Below are 18,491 nucleotides of genomic sequence, written 5' to 3' on the forward strand. Positions count from 1 at the left end.
CACGGCGAGGTCCTTCCGGGACAAGTGGTCAATGTGGACTGTCGCCTGGCCGCATCCGACGCTCGCCCACTCAGATGCCCTGAACTGGGCTCGCATTTCACGCGCCACGGCTCCATGGCCCGAGGCTCGTGACGAAGAACTTGATCCAGAAGGCTCAACAGCCCTGTGGCGCCGGAAGTACACGGACACCCAGCTGATGGGCGGACGCGCCAGCTGCGAACCTCACACCACCGTCGTGCCACCACCCTCGAAGGTCTGATCGCCAACAATCATGCCCAGCGCAACAAGCAGAGATCGTCCGTCTTGCACACCGCCATCACCGCTGAGGAACCTGCCGCAGCCAAGCCGCAGCCAGAGCCCGAACCTGACTGACTGCCCACACGGGTCCACGACTTCGTCGTCTGCTGCGCAGCAGGCATCGGCGGCTGACGAGACATGCCGCGGACGGTTTCCTGGGCAGGCGCACCGCGCGGCGGCGCCGGTCTGTAAGCCTCAAGAACCCTTCGCACCGCCAGCAGGGTGGCGTCGGTTTCCGCTGCGCGGTCGTTCTCAGACGGTGCCGGTCGGTACGGGATCCTCAGGGAGCTGCCAGTTGCCGCCGCGGTCCTCCTTCGAGAGCCGTGCGGCCAGGTCGGGGACGCGCAGGAAGCAGGCGAGTGCGGTGGTGGCCTGGAAGACGTCGATTGCTCGCTGGGTCATCGGCAGGCCCAGACGCAGAAGACGCGGGGTGACCTGGCCCTGGATCTCGTTGATGAAGGGCCGCAGCACATGGTCGTAATTCGCCAGTGCTGTCGGCAGGTCGGTCGGGTGCCGGTTGATCTCACCGGCCAGGACATGGGCGCCCACCAGGCCACCCGAAATCCCCATACCGCTGTACGGGGAGGCGCAGTGAGCGGCGTCTCCGGCCAGGACCACACGGCCTTTGGACCAGGTGTCCGTGCGGACCTGGGCGATTTCCTGTGAGTAGAAGAACGGGCTTGTTCTCATGCCCTCGGTGAACCGCTCGGTCTGCCACCCTGCGTCGGCGAACCTGTTTGCCCAGAACTCCTGTTGACGCTCGACGGGCGCCCGGTGGATCGCCGAGGCTTCCTCGGATTCCTCCCGCAGTACGAAATACGCCTGTGTCTCGGTGGGGTTGTGGCTGCGGCGCATGATCTGACGCCCACCCGGGACCATATAGGTGTCCCGGATGTTGCTGTCCGACGCGATGCGTGGGACGAACCAGTAGGCCATGTGGATGCCCACCCGCCAGTACGGGTCGGGAGCGTCCGGGAGGACCGCCCGCCGGATGCGTGATCCCTGTCCGTCCGCACCGACCAGGAGGTCGAATTCGCCGCAGGAGCCGTCGGAGAAGTGCGCGACGACCCTGTGGTCGTCTTGCTCGAAGCCCGCGACGCTCTTGCCGAAAACGAACTCGGCATCGTCCTTCGTGGCGTCGTTGAGTATGCGTATCAGGTCGCCTCGCATGATCTCGTACTCCGACGTGAGGGTCTGTCGGCCCTGCCCGGAGGTGTTGGCCATGATCGTCGCCCTGGCCTTGCCGCGCGCATCGACGAAGGCGACGCCCGCCTCGTCCACGAGCTTGCCGCGGACTGCGTCGAGAAGCCCCATCCGCTGGACGGCCTGGATTCCCTGCCCGCGCAGGTCGACTTGGGCCCCGGCAGCCCGGAGCGCGGGGAAGCGTTCCGCCACAGTCACCCGGTGGCCGCCTCGCGTGAGCCAGAAAGCCAGGGCGTGGCCTGCGACTCCCCCGCCGGCCATGAGGACCCTCAAGGACGGTGCTCCCGAAAATTTGGTCATACCCATCACCCCAAAATCTATCAGTGAAAGATTCCCCTCAAGGTCGCCTATCAGCGATAGATTGTCAATGTGACCAAGATGAACCGTGAGGCCGTCGTCGCCGAGGCGCTCGGCCTGCTCGACGAGGTCGGACTCGACGCCGTCAGCACCAGACGGCTGGCAAAGCGACTGAACGTGGAACAGCCATCGCTCTACTGGTACTTCCGCACCAAAAAGGACCTCCTCGCCGCTATGGCACAGGCCGCGATGACACCGCACGCGACCGCACCCCTGCCCGCGCCCGAGGACGACTGGCGCGAGTGGTTCCTGGACAACACCCGCAGCTTCAGACGCACCCTGCTGATGTGCCGGGACGGCGCCCGGCTCCACGCCGGCACCACCCCCACCAGCGACCTCGACCGGATCCGGCACAAGATCCACTTTCTCGTCGCCTCCGGCGTCCCCGAACGGGACGCGCAAATGGCCATGCTCGCTGCCGGCCGCTTCACAGTCGGCAGCGTGCTGGAAGAGCAAGCGGAAACCAACCCCAGCGGCCGCATCGATCTCCCGGCCGACATGCCCGGGATCGATCACACATCGGCGTTCGAGGCAGGTCTCGCCCTCATCCTGAACGGGCTAGTGCACCGCACCGAGGTATAGGCCGCATTCGGCTGCCCCGTCAGCGTGGACACAGCACAGAGTGCGCCGGCTGCGCCGGAGATGTCACGGCCGGCGGAGCAGCACCAGGTTCCACGCTCGTACCGGCTCGCACGTGGTCCACTACGCCACGTCAACACTGTCTGGCCCGAGGTGCGCCGGCCGGTTAAGGGTGGAAGCGGAGGCCGGCCCATCCTGGGCACACCCCGCTCCCCCAGCCTCCCTGAGCCGCTATCCGAGGGCGTCGGCCTGCCACGGGAAGCTCAGAGACGGGGGTGAGAGGGGGACTGGCACGGGGTGTCGGTCGGTACGGGTCGCTTCGGCAGGTACCGGCGCCTACAAACCCGCCCCATTCAGCGAAAGCCTCGATCCGCAGCATGTCATCAGTCGACGTCCTCCTCGGCCACGGTCGTATACCGCTGTCGTGCCCACAGCGGCAGCACCACCCAGCACGCGAGGTACCAGGCCACCACCCCGCCCACAAGCCACGGTACGAAGGCGTCATGCGTGGCCACCCGCAAGATCAGAAACAGGGCCGAGGTGAGCGTGGCAATCAGGAGCGCCAGACCGAGGAAGGTAAGCCGAGCGGCCCAGCGGACTGCCTGCGCCTTGATACTGCGGCCAGACACCCACCGGTGAAACGGAACCGGCGCGATGAGGGCACCGGTCGCAGTCGCGCCGAGCACCACTGTGGTGATGTAAATGATCCGGTCTGTGTCGGACAGCTGCCCGAAGGCCGGCGTGAAGGCCACACTCAGCAGGAAACCGAAGAGGATCTGGACGCCAGTCTGCGCGACTCGAACCTCCTGCATCAGTTCGTTCCACTGCCGGTCGGCGCGCTCAGCCTCGGACTCCTGGCGACGCGCCTGCTCGGCTCCTTCTGACGCCCCACCCACTGGTATCGCTTCCGCAACCCTGCCGTCCGCCACAGACCCTCCCGGTGTAGTCGCCCGTGTCGGCACATACCCCCGATCGCCGCGATCGTGCACCTCGAGTTGGCCATCTGTTGACCTCTCGTTGGGGCGTGCCCTGCAAAAGCGTGTGCGTCAACGGGCACCCACTGCTTGCGCGAGGGTGGCAAGGTCGACCGCGGGCACGGTCAGGACGGGGAAGCCCGAGCCCGGTGCGGTACGCCCGGACGGTCCGCGCGCACCGTCCAGCTCCACCGTCAGATCTCCCCGCCCGTACCGGTCGGCGTCCGAGGACCCTCGACACGCAGGACGTGGTGAGTCAGGGGGCGATCCCCACACCGTCGATGCGACTCCACGCGCGTTCCTGAGCTGCGGTCATGACAGGCCAGTGCCGTCCGCCGGGCCGCGGGCGTACCTGGGTTGCATACGGAGCGGGGCGGTACGTCGGATCGTAGAAGCATCCCGTGCCGTATGTGTTGTCGAAGTCTCCGCAGGAGCGTGCGATCGAGCTGGGCGTCGGCTTACGGCCTGAGCGCACCCATGTGTCCAGCGCGGACAGCGAGTTGGCGTATTCGGAGTCACTCAGCTCACTGTGCGTGTTCTCCGTGGTGAAGGTCTGTACGAGGTGTCCGTCCTGACCCGAGCTGCGCAGGACGGCTCGGTAGGCCGCCTCGTGTTCTACGTAGACCTGCGGGTCGTCGATCGCGTGGAGGGTGAGAACGGGGAGGGTGACGCGGCCTGTCAGATCACTGTCGTAGGAGTAGTCACGCTGTGCGCTGGGGTCGGCGGAGAAGCGGGCCACCCCTGCGTTGAGTGCCTTGTCGTCGTGGGAGCCGTCGTAGCGGACGCCGCGGTTGCTGAACGGGTTGCGGCCGTCGAGCCGTTTGGTCACGATGTCCTGGAAGAGGAACGTTGCGTACTGCAGATTCGTTGCGAGCGAGGCTTCCGGGATACGGGTGGCAGCCACTATGTCGTCGAGGTTGCGCTGCTGAGCGGTGGTGCGGGCGGCTGGTTCGGTTTCGATGCCGGTGCACTCCTGCAGGCGCTCCTGGACGTCGGCGGGGGTCAGGGCGGAGTCGGCGGGCAGCCCCTGCCACAGCGGGTACTGCGCTTCGGTGGGACGGGGAAGGTTCTTGCAGTAGTACTGGTAGAGCGCCCGCAGGTCGACCCGGTGGTCGTAGCCGCGCGATCCGCCGGCCAGGAGGCCGTTGGTCAGCAGTACCCCGTCGTAGGCTCCGTGTTTCCTGCCGTAGGTCTCGGCGACCTTGGCGGCGACGTTGCCGCCGTAGGACTGACCGTGCAGATAGGTCCGGTCGGGGCGGCCGAAGCGGTCGGTGAACAGGCGGCGTACGTTCTCGGTGTCGGCGGCGGCCATCCTGACGCCGTAACCGCCTCGGCGGTATGAGGACCCGGCCCAGGCGTATCCCTCGTCCACCATCACCTCCCAGCGCTCCAAGTCCTCGGTGGGACTCGACGAGTCGTAGGAGAAGTCGGGGCCGCCGTGGGCGTGAACGACCAGGGAACCGTTCCAGTGCGTGGGGACGGCCATCGTGTAGTAGGCGCCGGCCGGATCCCGGCCGGCGTAGCAAGTGGCTTTCGCCGCGAGCCCAGGCGGGCAGGCGATAGGCCCGGGCTGCGGCCAACCCGCAGACTGAGCGGTCGGATTGGCGAGCGTTCCGAGGATCGTTGTGGCCAGAACCGCTGTCAGAGCGGCGGTCCGCCGGCGGGGCGCGAGTCGTCGGAGGCTGCGTATTGCCGCATCGGCTCGGGGCAAGGTGTACGCTCCTGACTTTTGCAATATGCTATAGCATGCATGTCGAGTGGATTTCCCGAATCGCCGGCCCGTCAGTTCGAGAAGCGCGTCGCGATCCGGGAGGTGTTGGAGGTGTGACTGTGAGCCCGCATCAGTTCCTCGGCCAGCTCACCATTGCCGGCCGCGACAGCTTCAAAAATGACACGGTGCTGCCTGTATCTCTCGTCGACGACCTTCGCGCGCTCGCTGCGCACCTCGGACAGGACGCCGGCTCGCCGCTCCTCCGTCCCGAACGCGTCGACGGTGCGCAGCATCTGGACAAGAGTCGCGTTGCCGCTGGCCTGGTCCACGAGCTGATGGAAATGCCGCATGAGTTCCTGGATCTCGAGCACAAGGTCCCGCTCGGCGTCGCTCCCCGCGTCCGTCTCATGCAGCCGGCCCCGTAGTGCGTCGGCCCCGTCCAGGCAGTCAGACATCTCCCGGCGTTGGGCTGCCGTCGACTTCTCGGCGGCCAGACGGGCCGCGAGCGCTCGCAGCACATCCTCCATCATGGTGAACTCGCGAAGCTCGTCCATCCCGAACTGCGCGATACGGACCGATCGAGGCCCGGTGCGCTCCACCAGACGGTCCTGCTCCAAGCGCCGCAGTGCCTCGCGGACGGGTGTCGCACTGATGCTGAGAGACTCGGCCAGGCCCCGCTCTGTCACTTTCTCCCCGCGCTTGAGAGCTCCGGTCACAATAGCCTCGCGAATGGCGGCGTACGCCTGATCGCCGAGGGTGACCGGTGACGGGAGCTGGGGGAGCAAGGCCATGGTGGCATGTTATTTGCTACAGCATGATTGTCAACTCGGACCGGCCGGGGAAGTGCCTGGCTTCAGGTGAACCGCCGCACCGGACGGGCGAATAGCCCAGATCCCTGCCTGAGCTCTCGAGTCCACCGGGGGTGGGATCTCAAGGCTCTCGATGGGGCATGCCTCGCGCCAGAGATCGGGCACCCCTTCGCGAGGGCCGAAATCCCGATGGGGGAAGGAACCGGGCTGGCCGAGTCCTCTGGCGGCCCGCCGTGAATCCGACGTCCCTCAGACAATCAAGACTCCCAGGCTCCCCTGCGTGCAACCTCGATGCGCAGCGCGGCAAGAGCGCGCCGTGTCTGAAGCTGGAGGGCCCCGGGTGCGGGGCCGTCTTGAGCAGTACCTCGACATCGTGGGTTCTCAGAGGCTGAGCGACATCGAGGACATCTCGCAACGGCGCCGGAACCAGGCTGAGTTGGCCGCGCCCCGACCGGGGCGCACCGCACCACCGGACATCGAAGTCATTGCCTACTCGGCCTGGCCCGGGACGGACCCCAAGGTGCGGGTACGGGTGTATCGACCCGCGGGCAGCGGCGCGCCGTCCCCGTGCCTCTATTACATCCACGGCGACGGATTGGTACCGGGCAGCGCCGGGAGCGACGATGCGAAAGCGTCCTGGCTCGCCCAGGCGGTCGGCTGTGTCGTCGTCTCGGCTGAGTACCGGCTCGCCCCCGAGAACCCGTACCCCGCCGCTGTCGACGACCGTTTCGCCGGTCTTCGGTGGCTGGCGGGCAGCCCCCATGAGCTGGGCATCGATCCTGACCGCATCGCCCTTCACGGGTCCAGCGCGGGCGGTTGCCTGGCAGCGGCCACCGCGCTCCTCGCCCGCGACCGCGGTGGTCCCGCAATCGCCCACCTGATGCTCATCTCACCCATGCTGGACGACCGTTGCCCGACGGCGTCGCACGGGACCAACACCGGATTCAGGGCATGGAGCCGCGGGGCGAACATACAGGCCTGGCAGGCCTACCTGGGCAAGGTCTTCGGGACGGACAGGGTGCCGGCTTACGCGGCTCCGGCACGCGCCGACGACCTCGCGGGACTCCCGCCGACCTACGTGGACGTCGGTGACCTCGACCTGTTCCGCGACGAGGCCGTGGACTTCGCACATCGGATGATGCGCGCCGGTGTCCCGGTGGAACTGCACGTCCATCCCGGCGGTATTCACGGCGGGGAAACCCTCGCGCCCGAGGCCGATCTTAGTGCGAGAGTGCGTTCGTACCGGCTCGGCGCCCTGCGACGGGCGCTGTTCGCGCAGCCCTCCGGCCGGCCCTCCCCGTCGGCGCAGTGGTCCGGTTGAGCTGGTTGACAATCCTGCTGTAGCAAATACCATCCTCGCTATGGAGCGGTCGGGACGCACGCTCGTTCGCCTACGGCGCGAGGCACCTCGCACGAGCCACACTCTCGCCTCACTCCACAGCGGGCACAGACACAGTTCCAGGCCGACACCGCCACCGATCCCATAGGCCTACGACACCACCCGAGGCAGGACCCAGCTGCCGCCTGGCATGCCCCGCCGCCCTCACCACTCCCCGAGAAGCGCTGCGTCACTCCACAATATTCATGCTATAGCAAATAGCGGAGGATCAATGGTGATCACACTCCCCCGGGCTTGCGCCTTGGCGGCCGCTTGCACGGTCGTTCTGACCGCATGCGGAGGCTCCACGGACACAAACGGCTCGGCGAAGCCGACGTCCGCGGTCGACGTGGGCAAGGCGGCACCCGCCACGCCCCTCGACCCGAAGACGATCGCCAGGGCCAAAGATCAGGGGTCCCTCCTCCTCTACACCAACGCGGACGCCGACCAGATGGCGCCGCTCACCAAGGCCTTTGAAGCGAAGTACGCCGGCATCAAGGTGCGCGTGCTGAACATGAACGACACGCAGACCTTCCAGCGCTACGCCACAGAGACCGCAACAGGCGTGCGCACCGCGGACGTCGTCATGGCCACCGACGCCGTCGACATGCTGAACTTCGTCGACAAGGGCAGCGTCGTCGACTACGACGACCCCAACCTCGCGCACCTGCCGAGTTACGCGAAACTCGCCCCCGGCGTGTTCGCCATGTCCGAGGACCCCCTCGTCGCTGTGTACAACACCGCACTCATCTCCAAGGACGAACAGCCCAAGGACCTCAAATCCCTGGCCGAGCTGTCGAAATCCATCAAGGGCAAAGTCGGCACCACAGACATCAGCAATCCCCAGTCCTTCGGCGCGGTCAGCAACTACACCGCCAAGCACGGCGAAGCGGGATGGAAGAACATCGAAGCCCTGGGACCGAACTCGGGTGTCGAGTCGGGCAACGGCAATCTGATACAGAAACTGGCCCAGGGCCAGTACCGGGCCACATACTTCGTCGCCGGCTCGGTCCGGGCCCTGATCGAGGGCGAGAAGGCAGCGAAAATCCTCAACTACACCTATCTGACCGATGGCACACCGCTGCTTCCCAGAGCCGTCGCCGTCACCAAGAAGGCAAAGTCACCCGACGCCGGCAAGCTCTTCGTGAACTTCCTTCTCTCGGTCGAGGGACAGCAGGCCGCGTGCAAGGGCGGCTTCACGCCGTACCGCGACGGTGTGAAGTGCCCTTATGGACTGCCGGCGATCGAGGCGGTCGTCGGCAAGGACAACATGATGCTCGGCGGCTACCCGAAGGACATCGTCAAGAACAAACCGTCGATCGTGGAACGCTGGAAAAAGGCCTACGGCCGATGAGCGTCACCCGGCTGCAGCCCGCACTGCCACGCACTCCCCCGCCGCAGCAACGTCGACGGCGACGGCCCACGACCAACGCGAGCCACTACATCCTGTGGGCACTCTCGCTCATCGTCATCGTCGGGTCGGTCGTCCCTGTCGCAGCCGCCTCACTGTGGTCGACCCCGCTGTACGAAACAGGCGGACACCTCACCTGGGACAATTTCCGGACACTGCTCACAGACCGCGGCTGGTGGACCGCGGTCAGCAACTCGATCCTGTTCGCCGCACTCAACACCATCGGCTCGATCGTGGTCGGCGTGGCCTGCGCGGTGTTCCTGACCCGCACCGACATCCCCGGCCGCCGTGTCCTGACGACGTTGCTGCTCGTCCCGATCGCCCTGCCCGGACTCGTCCTCATCATCGGCTGGGCCGCAATGTGGACCCCGGCAGGATTCGCCTCCTCATGGCTGCAGACCAACACCCCCCTGAACATGCCGGTCAACCTCTACAGCATTCCCGGTATGGCCATGGTTGCAATGAGCGTGGCATCCCCCACCGTCTTCCTGCTGTGCCGCGGCACCCTGCTGTCGATCGACCCGTCCCTGGAGGACGCCGCCCGCACCGCCGGCGCGAGCCCCCTGCGCAGCCTGCTCACCGTCAGCCTGCCGCTGATGCGCCCCGCCATCACCAACGCCGCGCTGCTGGTCTTCGCCCTCTCCATTGAGGTCCTCGGCCTGCCACTCATCCTCGGATTCTCAAGCAAGATCAGCCTGATCTCCACATACCTCTACGACCACTGGGTGAACGACTCACAGCAGGGCCTGGTCTCCGCCGGCGCGGTGTTCCTCCTCGTCGCCGTCTCCGGACTCCTCGTCCTGCGCAACCGACTGGTGGGCGACACCGCCAGGTTCACCACCACCACGGGAAAGCCCACCAGTGTCCGCACCCTCAGGCTCGGCGCCTGGCGCTGGGCCGCCACGGCAGCGATCACGCTCTTCCTGCTGGTCTTCGTGGCCGTACCGCTGGCCGGAGTCGTCATGACGGCCTTCACCTCCATCCTGTCGCCCTTCATCTCGCCGTGGAGCGTGCTGACCCTCGACAACTTCTCCGCCGTCCTCGACAACTCCCTCTACACCAACTCGATCACCAACAGCCTGCTCATCGCCGGCATCGGCGGCGCAGTGACAACCATCGTCATCGCGGTCCTCTCGGTCGTCGCCCACCGCTCGGCCTTCCGCTTCCGCGGATCCCTCCAACAAGGCATGCTGTGGCCGCGCATGATGCCGGCGCTCGTCACCGGCATGGCGTTCTTCTGGAGCTTCGCCCTCCTCGACAGATCCGGTGCCCTACGCACCAGCCTGTGGGGCATCGGCATCGCCTTCGCCGTACGAAGCCTCGCACTCGGCTACAGCGCCTTCTACCCGGCGCTCGCCGGCATCGGCGCCGACCTTGACAACGCCGCCCGCACCTCCGGCGCCACCTGGTGGAAAACGATGCGCACCATCGTCTTCCGCCTCGTCACACCCGCCATGGGCGCCTCGTTCGTACTGCTCTTCGTCGCCATGCTCAACGACGCCGAACCGGCGGTGTTCCTCGTCACCGACAAGACCCCCGTGCTCGGCCTCACCATGCTGCAGCTCGCAGCGACAAGCATCGGCGGGACCGTCGCCGCGTTGGGAGTCATCCAGATGGTCATCACCTCACTCGTCCTCGGCGCGGGCCGCGCCCTGCTGGGGGTGCGTCCACGTGCCTGACCTGCACCTGAACAAGATCACCAAGCAGTTCACCCAGCACACCGCTCTGCACGACGTGTCACTGACCGTCGAGGACGGCGAGATCTTTACCCTGCTCGGCCCCAGCGGCTGCGGAAAATCCACCACCTTGTGGTCGATCGCCGGCCTGCACCGGCCCGACTCGGGAAGCATCGCTATCGGCGACCGCACCGTCTTCGACCACGGACGCGTCAACGTCGAACCCGAACACCGCAATTGCGGCGTCGTGTTCCAGTCGTACGCGATCTGGCCGCACCTGTCGGTCGCACAGAACGTTGGCTATCCGCTCAAGCTCCGCAAGACACCCAAGGCGGAACGCGACCGGCGCGTACAGGAAGTCCTCGAACTCGTCGAACTGAGCCACCACGCCCGCCGATACCCACACGAACTGTCCGGCGGTCAGCAGCAACGGGTCGCACTGGCACGCGCCCTGGCCCACCCGCCCGACATACTGCTCCTGGACGAACCCTTCTCGAACCTGGACGCCAAACTCCGCGACCGGTCAAGGCAGTGGCTCAAGACACTGCAGTCACAGGTCGGAGTCACCACGGTCTTCGTGACGCACGACCAGGACGAAGCCCTGTCCGTCAGCGACCGTGTCGCCGTCATGGACCGCGGCAGGATACGGCAGGTCGGCACACCCGCCGAGATCTACGAACACCCGGCCGACCTGTTCGTCGCCGACTTCGTGGGCACCGCCAACATCATGCCCGCCGAGGTCCTGCGGGCCGACGGAACCCACGCCCTCGTGAGCATCGAGGGCCTCGGCAAGCCGCTGATCGTGCCGCACACCGACAGACGCCCTGGCCCAGTGCGCATCAGCATCCGGCCCGAGAACCTAACCATCCACCGCGACGGCCACACGACTCCGCCGCCCGGTGCCATCACCACCAAGATCGACAACCAGGCCTACCTCGGTGACCACTACCGCTACACCCTCCGCATCGGCCCCACCCCCGTGGTCGTGACCACCACACAGCCGGCCGCCGCGAGCGAGCTCACCATCAGCCTCCCCCCGGAAGACATCCGCATCTTCCACGACGAAGCCAACTCCAACCAGGAGACCCACCATGCCTCCGTCCACTGAAGCCGCCGCACGGGTCGGAATCCTCACCCCGTCCGGCATGCTCGGCGCCGGCTTCGCCCCGGAGACCATCGACTACGGCCTCGCCCTCGGGCCCGACGTCATCGCAATCGACGGCGGATCCACCGACTCCGGACCCCACTACCTCGGCGCCGGTGTCGCCAAGACCACCGCCTCCGCCGTGAGCCGCGACCTGCGACTCCTCCTCAGAGCAGCAGCCACCGCCGACATCCCCCTGATCGTCGGCTCCTGCGGCACCAGCGGCACCGACTCCGGCGTCGACTGGGTCGCCGGGATCGCAGACCAGATCATGGCCGAGGAAGGCCTCGACCTGAAGATCGCCCGCATCTACAGCGAACAGGACGCCGGCTTCCTCAAGAAAGAACTTGACGCGGGACGGGTGCATCCCCTGGCACCGCACGGACCTCTCGCCCCGGAAACCCTCGACAGCTGCACCCACATCGTGGGCATGATGGGCCACGAGCCCTTCGTCGAAGCCATCCAGGCCGGCGCGCAGGTCATACTGGCGGGGCGGGCCACCGACACCGCTCTCGCCGCCGCAGTACCCCTGATGCTCGGCATGCCGGCCGGACCCACCTGGCACGCCGCCAAGATCGTCGAATGCGGCGGACAGTGCACCACGGACCCACGCGCCGGCGGTGTCTTCGCCACCATCGACCACAACGGCTTCGTCATCGAGCCCCTCGACCCGGCCAACGCCTGCACCCCCATCTCGGTAGCGGCACACATGCTGTACGAGACGGCCAACCCCTACCGCATGCGCGAACCCGCGGGCACCCTCGACGTCTCCGACGCCACCTACGCCCCACTCGATGAACGCCGCGTACGCGTCGAAGGATCCCGCTTCGAGCCCGCGGAGCAACACACCATCAAACTCGAGGGCGCCCGCGTCACCGGCTACGAAACACTCTCCTTCAGCGGCATCCGCGACCCATACATCGTCGCCAACATCGACCGCTGGGCCGCTCTGCTGCGCAACATCGTCACCGAGCGCATCAACCAGACCCTCAAACTGACCGACGACGACTACGGCCTGGACATCCGCCTCTACGGCCACAACGCCATCCTGCAGGACATCGACCCCGACCCCTCCACCGCGCGCGAGGTCGGCGTCATGCTCCTGGTCAACGCACCGTCCCAGGCCACCGCCACGGCGATCGCCAAGGTCGCCAACCCCCTGATGCTGCACCTCCCGCTGCCCGAAATGCACTACCTGCCGAGCTTCGCGTTCGCCACCTCCCCCGCGGAGACCGAACGCGGCCCGGCCTACGAATTCGTACTCAACCACGTCGTCGACGTCGAATCGGCCACCGGCATGTTCCGTACCCACTACTCCCGCGAGGTCTCCCGTGCCTGAGCACCCCACCCCTGCGCCCCAGCTCAGCGACTACGCGATCGAGATCCGGTCCAAGAACGCGGGCCCCTTCTGGGTCACCATGGAAACGTTCATGAAGGACAGCGCCGGATACGCCATCGCAGCCGACGACTCGTTCCTCAACGAGCAGGTGATCGCCGATCTCTACCGAGTGGACGCAACGCAGGTGCAGATATTCCGCATCCCCGCGCTCAACGCCGTAAAGATCTCCTTCCCTCGGCCCGTCACACAGGCCAGCCTCCGCGACCGCGACATACACGCCGGACAGCACCACGTACCACTGGCCTGCCTGCGAGTCCCCCACCACCCACTCACCGACGAAGCGCAGCCGGTGTCATAGACCTGAGTCCCTGACACCCTCATCTCCGGAATGGGTCGACACACCCCGGCCCGGAGGCCAAGCCCCGTCAACCCGGCCAGAGCTGCCGGCGATTCCATGTCGCCTTCGTCGACCGGGCGCATCCGCCACCGAGCGCTCGATGCGATGGCGGCACCGATCGCGGAGGAAGCGGCCGCGACACGAGAAGACCTGGGCAGTGAACCCCTGGTGCCGGAGGTGGACATCAGGGACACCACGACGTGAAGGAGAAGGCAGTGACACAAGAAGTGGCCCCGATCGAGAATCCCACCACCGATCCTCTGAGCCGAGAGGATCTGGTGCCCATCCCGGAAGAGGAACTGATCTTCCGGCTCCCTGTCCCGTTCACCGACCCTGCCATCGAGCGACGGCACCGAAAGGAGCGGCTCGCGGCCGCGCTGCGTCTGTTCGGCCGCTTCGGGTTCGAAGAAGGCGTCGCCGGACACATCACCGCCCGCGATCCTGAGTTCCCTGACCACTTCTGGGTGAACCCGTTCGGAATGTCCTTCAAGCACGTCAAGGTCAGCGACCTTCTGCTCGTCAACCACAACGGGCATGTCGTCCAAGGACGTCACCGGGTCAACCGGGCTGCTTTCGCCATCCACTCGGCTGTGCACGCGGCACGCCCTGACGCCGTCGGCGCAGCCCACAGCCATTCGGTGTACGGGAAGGCCCTGTCGGCGACAGGCCAACGGCTCGAACCCCTCACCCAGGACGCCTGCGCGTTCTACGAGGATCACGGCTGCTATGAGAACTACTCGGGCGTGGCGAATGATCCAGAGGAAGGCCGGCGGATCGCTGAGGCGCTCGGCGGCCACAAGGCGGTCATCCTGCGCAACCACGGGCTGCTCACAGCGGCTGGGTCTGTCGACGCCGCGGCCTACTGGTTCATCACGATGGAACGATCCGCGCAGGCCCAGTTGGCCGCCAAGGCGGCGGGGCCGACCATCCAGATCCCGCACGAGGAGGCAAAGGTCACCTACGCGCAAGTGGGCTTCGACCTGGCGGGCTGGTTCCAGTTTCAGCCTCTCTTCGACCAGATCTCCCGCACTGACCCCGACCTCTTCGACTAGCCGCGCGGAGTCGGTGATGTGCCCTTGGAATTCCGAGGCCCATCACCGCCTCCGCCCGTGACTAGCAGTCAGTGCTCCGTCGGCACGCCGTTGACGGCGAAGCGGGCCCGCCCCTCAAGTGCCGCGACCAGTTCTTCAGCGCCCGCGAAGCCTGCCGCCCGCCGGGCCTGCGCGGTCTGGCCTGCGAGATGGGAGTAGACGGTGATTCCGTCGACGCCCCTCAGCGGGCTGTCCGGCGGAAGCGGTTCTTGAGCCACCACGTCGAGTTCCGCACCCCGAATGACACCGGTGTGGACCGCGTTCGCGAGCGCCCGTTCGTCAACAAGGGCACCTCGCGCGGTGTTGACCAGCACCGCGGTCGATTTCATCCGCGCGAAGGCGGACGCGTCGAACAACCCACGCGTCCGGTCGGTGAGGGCCGTATGGATCGACACATAGTCGGACGCAGCCAGCAACTCGACGAAGGGAACGAACCGTACCGAACCGTCGGCAGCGTCGCGTCGTTCACCGGCAACGCCGGTGGTACACAGCACGTCCATCCCGAACGCCTGGGCAAGGGGGACCACAGCACGAGCGGCCGCACCGTGGCCGACCAGGCCGAGCGTCGCCCCGCGCAGTTCGTAACCGTCCTCACGCGGCCATCCGCCCGCACGCACCCCCATGGCACTGTGTCCGAGGCGCCGCGCCCCGGACAGGAGCAGGCCGAGCGTGTATTCGGCAACGGCGTTTGCGTTGATTCCAGGCAGGTTGCTCACGCTGATCCCGAGCCGGCTCGCAGCCTCGACGTCCACCGAGTCGTAGCCGACTCCTGTACGCACCACCACGCGCAACTGCGGTGCACGCGCGAGCAGCTCGGCACTCAAAGGCTCATTCGCGATGAGCGCCGCGTCGACCCCGGCAAGCGCGGACACAAGTTCTTCAGGATCGCGGCGCCCGACCATGGGCAAGTGACGCGTCTCCAAACCGGCCGCACTCAGGTAGTTGTCCACCTCGTCGCCGGGGCGCAGATAGTCAGTGGTGATCAGGACGCGTGGCACGCTCTTCCTCCTCCGCCGCAACACCGTGCCCGATCCGCCCTGCGATTGCCGCTCCCAGAGCCGCCGTCGTCCCCGTCCCGCCCAGGTCCGGCGTCAGCACCTCCGGCTGCCGCTCCAGGACCGACTCGATGGCGGCGACAGTGCCCGCCGCGGCCACCGCCTCGCCCAGGTGCTCCAGCATCATTGCCCCGCTCCAGATCTGTCCGACCGGGTTGGCGATGCCCCGCCCCGCAATGTCGGGAGCGGATCCGTGCACGGGCTCGAAAAGGCTCGGGTAGTCCCGTTCCGGATTGATGTTCGCACTCGGTGCTATCCCGATCGTGCCCGTGCAAGCCGGCCCCAGATCGGACAGGATGTCGCCGAACAAATTGCTCGCCACCACTACGTCGTACCGGTCAGGCTGCAGGACGAACTTGGCCGCCAGGATGTCGATATGGTCCTTGTCGGCACGCACCCCGGGGTACCGCAACGCCATCTCGCCAGCCCGCTCGTCCCAGTAGGGCATGGAGATCGAGATGCCGTTGCTCTTCGTGGCCCAGGTCAGGTGTCTACTTGGTCGTGACGCGGCGAGCTCGAAGGCGTACCGCAGCACCCGGTCGACACCAGTGCGGGTCATCACCGTCTCTTGCAGTACCGTCTCTCGCTCGGTGCCCTCGAAAATGCGGCCGCCGATACTGGAATACTCGCCCTCGGTGTTCTCGCGCACCACCCAGAAGTCGATGTCTCCCGGACCGTAGTCGCACAGCGGAGCGCGCACGCCCCGCAACAGTCGGACCGGCCGCAGATTGACGTACTGGTCAAAGCCACGACGCATCTGCAGGAGGCTTCCCCACAGAGACACGTGGTCGGGCACAACCTCGGGCCACCCGACCGCACCGAAGAAGATGGCGTCGAAACCGCCCAACACGCCGCGCCAGTCCTTCGGCATCATCTCGCCATGGCGCACCCAGTAGTCGGCGCTGGCGAAGTCGAACTCCACCACGTCAAGGACGAAGCCATACGCCTCAGCCGCGGCACGCAGACACCGAAGCCCTTCGGGAACAACTTCCCGGCCTATTCCGTCTCCTGGAACCGCCGCAATGCGATAGCGCTGTGGCACAACTATTACTCCTTGCTCGGCCTCTCGTACGGCACCCCACTCACTCTGGGCCGCGACGAGAGCGGCCACAACAGCTCTCACGGCAACCTATGCTTTCTCCTGCAGAAAGCCGTGACAGTCCACAGCAGCGCTCCCAGACGGACGGGCCTCGTGAAAATGTCCATCGACGACCTGAGGTTCTTCCAGGTCGTCGCGGCCAGCGAGACGCTGACCGCAGCCTCGCGCCAGCTCGGCTGGTCGCTGCCCGCCGTCAGCAAACGACTGAGCACACTGGAGAGCCGCCTCCACGTCCGCCTCGTCCAGCGGAGCACGCGCCAACTCGTACTGACCTCGGAAGGCGCCCTCTATGCAGGCGGCCTCGACTCGATCCTCGACCAGCTCCACGCGCTGGAAGACCAGGTCACTGACCACTCCGCGGCGCTGCGCGGCGCCTTGGTCGTCCAGGCAACCCCTGGCCTCGGGCGCGCACATGTGGCCCCGCTGCTGGCGGAGTTCGCTGCCTCTCATCCCCAACTGCATCTGCAGTTGCAGACCTCGGCCCTGCCACTCCGTCCCCACCGGACGAATTTCGACGTCGCCGTCCATGTGGGAAATCCGCCGGACTCTTCCCTCAGGATGCGCCGGCTCGCGCGGAACCGCCGAGTCCCCTGCGCGGCACCCTCCTACCTGGACCGGTGCGGCGCCCCGACCGACCTGGAGGATCTCGCGCAGCACGACTGCATCGTGCTACGCGAGAACGAGGGTGACTACGCGCTCTGGCGATTCGGCGATGCGGGCGACCCGCGGCACGTGCGGGTTCGCGGTCTGCTGTCCAGCAACGACGGCGACATCGTGACCGGCTGGGCACTGGAGGGCCACGGAGTCATCATGCGCTCCGAATGGCATGTCCGCCCTCTCATCGAACGCGGGGAGCTAGTCCGCGTACTCCCTCACATCACGACACCCGCGGCCGACATCTACGCCCTGTTCGAGGACGACGGACATGTCCCTCGCCGCGTGGCCAAACTGATCGACCACCTCGCCGTCCGTCTGCCGGGACGGCTGGAAGGCTCGGCTTGACGCAAGCTGTTGTCGAGTGGGAGTAGCGAGCTTGGCCGAGGCAGAGAGAACGATCGTCACCGAGAATCCGGCGGACAACCAGGGCTGTCCCTGGCGGGAGCTCAGTCGGACCCCCTCACGGCGTCGCCGAGGGGACTGCAGTGCACGTACCCAAACTCAACGCGAAGGTCCTCGATGCGATCGCGAGGAATCGGCGACGGCGCTCATGACGGTTCGCCAGCAATATGATCGGCAACCCAGATGCTGAGGCGGCTGATGCGGGCTTCCGTCCCGCCGACGCACATACAGCAACCACCCACTCGATGACACCAGGATATTCGATGTCCAACCGTCCGAAACTTCCCCCCGTTCGTCCGGCAACGCCTGCCGACATCCCCCAGGCCGTAGAAACGCTGACCCAAGCCTTTGCTCACTACACCTGGACACAACACACAGTCAGCGCAACGAACTTCCTGGATCGACTGCGAGCAACGAACGACCTGTTCGTGAGACGCATCGGCCTGGAGCAGGGCCGTGTCTGGGTCACTGACGACGCGTCGGCCGTCGCGGTATGGACCACACCGCACGCCCCAGAGCGAACCCGAGCCCTCTTCACGGAACTTGCACCGCTATTCGCCGACCTGGCCGGCGACCGCGCACCCCAAGCAGCTCGGGCCCGCCAGGCCATGGCACAACACAGACCCACACAGCCTGTCTGGTTCCTGGGGGTCGTCGGAGTACATCCTGATGCCCAACGCGGCGGCTTGGGCAGAGCCGTCCTCGCCCCCGGCATCACAGCCGCGGAGCAGGACGGGTACGCCGCTTTCGCCGAGACCTCGGCCGCCGGCAACGTGCCCTTTTACGAATCCCTCGGTTTTGCGACAAGGGCTACCGTCGACATCCCCGACAACGGACCCCGCTCCTGGTCCCTGCTGAAGAAGCCCTGACGGAACATCCCGGCAAGCGATATCAGCCGCCGGCCCCGTCGTC

The 18,491-nt window shown here is 66.7% G+C and carries 16 protein-coding genes; 10 read left to right on the plus strand and 6 right to left on the minus strand.

From position 1 onward, the window contains the following. Positions 1–549: 549 nt before the first annotated feature. Positions 550–1,806, minus strand: coding sequence for an FAD-dependent monooxygenase (locus GFH48_RS00410; RefSeq protein WP_322746971.1), 1,257 nt, complete (start codon positions 1,804–1,806; stop codon positions 550–552). Positions 1,807–1,878: 72 nt separating this feature from the next. Here GFH48_RS00410 and GFH48_RS00415 point away from each other — a divergent pair, with 72 nt between their 5' ends. Beyond that, positions 1,879–2,439, plus strand: coding sequence for a TetR/AcrR family transcriptional regulator C-terminal domain-containing protein (locus GFH48_RS00415; RefSeq protein ID WP_194280809.1), 561 nt, complete (start codon positions 1,879–1,881; stop codon positions 2,437–2,439). Between the two features lie 380 nt (positions 2,440–2,819). Here the strand turns inward: GFH48_RS00415 and GFH48_RS00420 are convergent, their stop codons facing one another. The 3 genes from GFH48_RS00420 to GFH48_RS00430 all read right to left on the minus strand — a co-directional run bounded on the left by GFH48_RS00420 (position 2,820) and on the right by GFH48_RS00430 (position 5,912). Then, positions 2,820–3,332, minus strand: a complete 513-nt coding sequence (locus GFH48_RS00420; protein ID WP_194280810.1) for a DUF6328 family protein — start codon at positions 3,330–3,332, stop codon at positions 2,820–2,822. Positions 3,333–3,666: 334 nt separating this feature from the next. Continuing rightward, positions 3,667–5,121, minus strand: coding sequence for an alpha/beta hydrolase family protein (locus GFH48_RS00425; protein WP_153286308.1), 1,455 nt, complete (start codon positions 5,119–5,121; stop codon positions 3,667–3,669). 71 nt (positions 5,122–5,192) lie between these two features. Continuing rightward, positions 5,193–5,912 carry a GntR family transcriptional regulator gene (locus tag GFH48_RS00430; protein WP_153286309.1) on the minus strand — a complete coding sequence of 240 codons (720 nt, stop codon included), beginning with the start codon at positions 5,910–5,912 and terminating at the stop codon, positions 5,193–5,195. Between the two features lie 391 nt (positions 5,913–6,303). Here GFH48_RS00430 and GFH48_RS00435 point away from each other — a divergent pair, with 391 nt between their 5' ends. The 7 genes from GFH48_RS00435 (at position 6,304) to GFH48_RS00465 (ending at position 14,327) form a co-directional block, all read left to right on the plus strand. Then, complete coding sequence (locus GFH48_RS00435) at positions 6,304–7,251, plus strand: alpha/beta hydrolase (protein ID WP_228120202.1); 948 nt, start codon at positions 6,304–6,306, stop codon at positions 7,249–7,251. Positions 7,252–7,540: 289 nt separating this feature from the next. After that, on the plus strand, positions 7,541–8,662 hold the full coding sequence (locus tag GFH48_RS00440) for an ABC transporter substrate-binding protein (protein ID WP_194280438.1): 1,122 nt from the start codon (positions 7,541–7,543) through the stop codon (positions 8,660–8,662). Further along, positions 8,659–10,398, plus strand: coding sequence for an ABC transporter permease (locus GFH48_RS00445; RefSeq protein WP_153286312.1), 1,740 nt, complete (start codon positions 8,659–8,661; stop codon positions 10,396–10,398). Before GFH48_RS00440 ends, GFH48_RS00445 begins: the two co-directional genes overlap by 4 nt. Continuing rightward, positions 10,391–11,503 (plus strand): ABC transporter ATP-binding protein, encoded by a 1,113-nt coding sequence (locus GFH48_RS00450; RefSeq protein WP_153286313.1) that lies wholly within the window; start codon positions 10,391–10,393, stop codon positions 11,501–11,503. Before GFH48_RS00445 ends, GFH48_RS00450 begins: the two co-directional genes overlap by 8 nt. Beyond that, entirely contained in the window at positions 11,487–12,878 is a 1,392-nt protein-coding gene (locus GFH48_RS00455) for an acyclic terpene utilization AtuA family protein (protein WP_153286314.1), read from the plus strand. The genes GFH48_RS00450 and GFH48_RS00455 overlap by 17 nt, the downstream gene beginning before the upstream one ends. Next, positions 12,871–13,236 carry a DUF4387 domain-containing protein gene (locus GFH48_RS00460; protein WP_153286315.1) on the plus strand — a complete coding sequence of 122 codons (366 nt, stop codon included), beginning with the start codon at positions 12,871–12,873 and terminating at the stop codon, positions 13,234–13,236. The genes GFH48_RS00455 and GFH48_RS00460 overlap by 8 nt, the downstream gene beginning before the upstream one ends. A 299-nt stretch (positions 13,237–13,535) precedes the next feature. Beyond that, positions 13,536–14,327 carry a class II aldolase/adducin family protein gene (locus tag GFH48_RS00465; RefSeq protein ID WP_153292642.1) on the plus strand — a complete coding sequence of 264 codons (792 nt, stop codon included), beginning with the start codon at positions 13,536–13,538 and terminating at the stop codon, positions 14,325–14,327. 68 nt (positions 14,328–14,395) lie between these two features. On the opposite strand, the gene GFH48_RS00470 is transcribed toward GFH48_RS00465, so the two are convergent. Further along, complete coding sequence (locus GFH48_RS00470) at positions 14,396–15,364, minus strand: NAD(P)-dependent oxidoreductase (RefSeq protein ID WP_153286316.1); 969 nt, start codon at positions 15,362–15,364, stop codon at positions 14,396–14,398. Then, positions 15,339–16,421 carry a tartrate dehydrogenase gene (locus GFH48_RS00475; protein WP_228121246.1) on the minus strand — a complete coding sequence of 361 codons (1,083 nt, stop codon included), beginning with the start codon at positions 16,419–16,421 and terminating at the stop codon, positions 15,339–15,341. Before GFH48_RS00475 ends, GFH48_RS00470 begins: the two co-directional genes overlap by 26 nt. On the opposite strand from GFH48_RS00475, the gene GFH48_RS00480 reads away from it, so the two are divergent. Together GFH48_RS00480 and GFH48_RS00485 are read left to right on the plus strand one after the other, a co-directional pair. Then, positions 16,302–17,522, plus strand: coding sequence for a LysR family transcriptional regulator (locus tag GFH48_RS00480; RefSeq protein WP_228120204.1), 1,221 nt, complete (start codon positions 16,302–16,304; stop codon positions 17,520–17,522). The two genes, GFH48_RS00475 and GFH48_RS00480, sit on opposite strands and share 120 nt — an antisense overlap. Before the next feature lie 320 nt (positions 17,523–17,842). Continuing rightward, positions 17,843–18,448 (plus strand): GNAT family N-acetyltransferase, encoded by a 606-nt coding sequence (locus tag GFH48_RS00485; RefSeq protein ID WP_228120206.1) that lies wholly within the window; start codon positions 17,843–17,845, stop codon positions 18,446–18,448. Positions 18,449–18,491 lie beyond the last annotated feature (43 nt).

Origin of the sequence: Streptomyces fagopyri, assembly GCF_009498275.1 — a bacterium.
Lineage (GTDB): Bacteria > Actinomycetota > Actinomycetes > Streptomycetales > Streptomycetaceae > Streptomyces > Streptomyces fagopyri.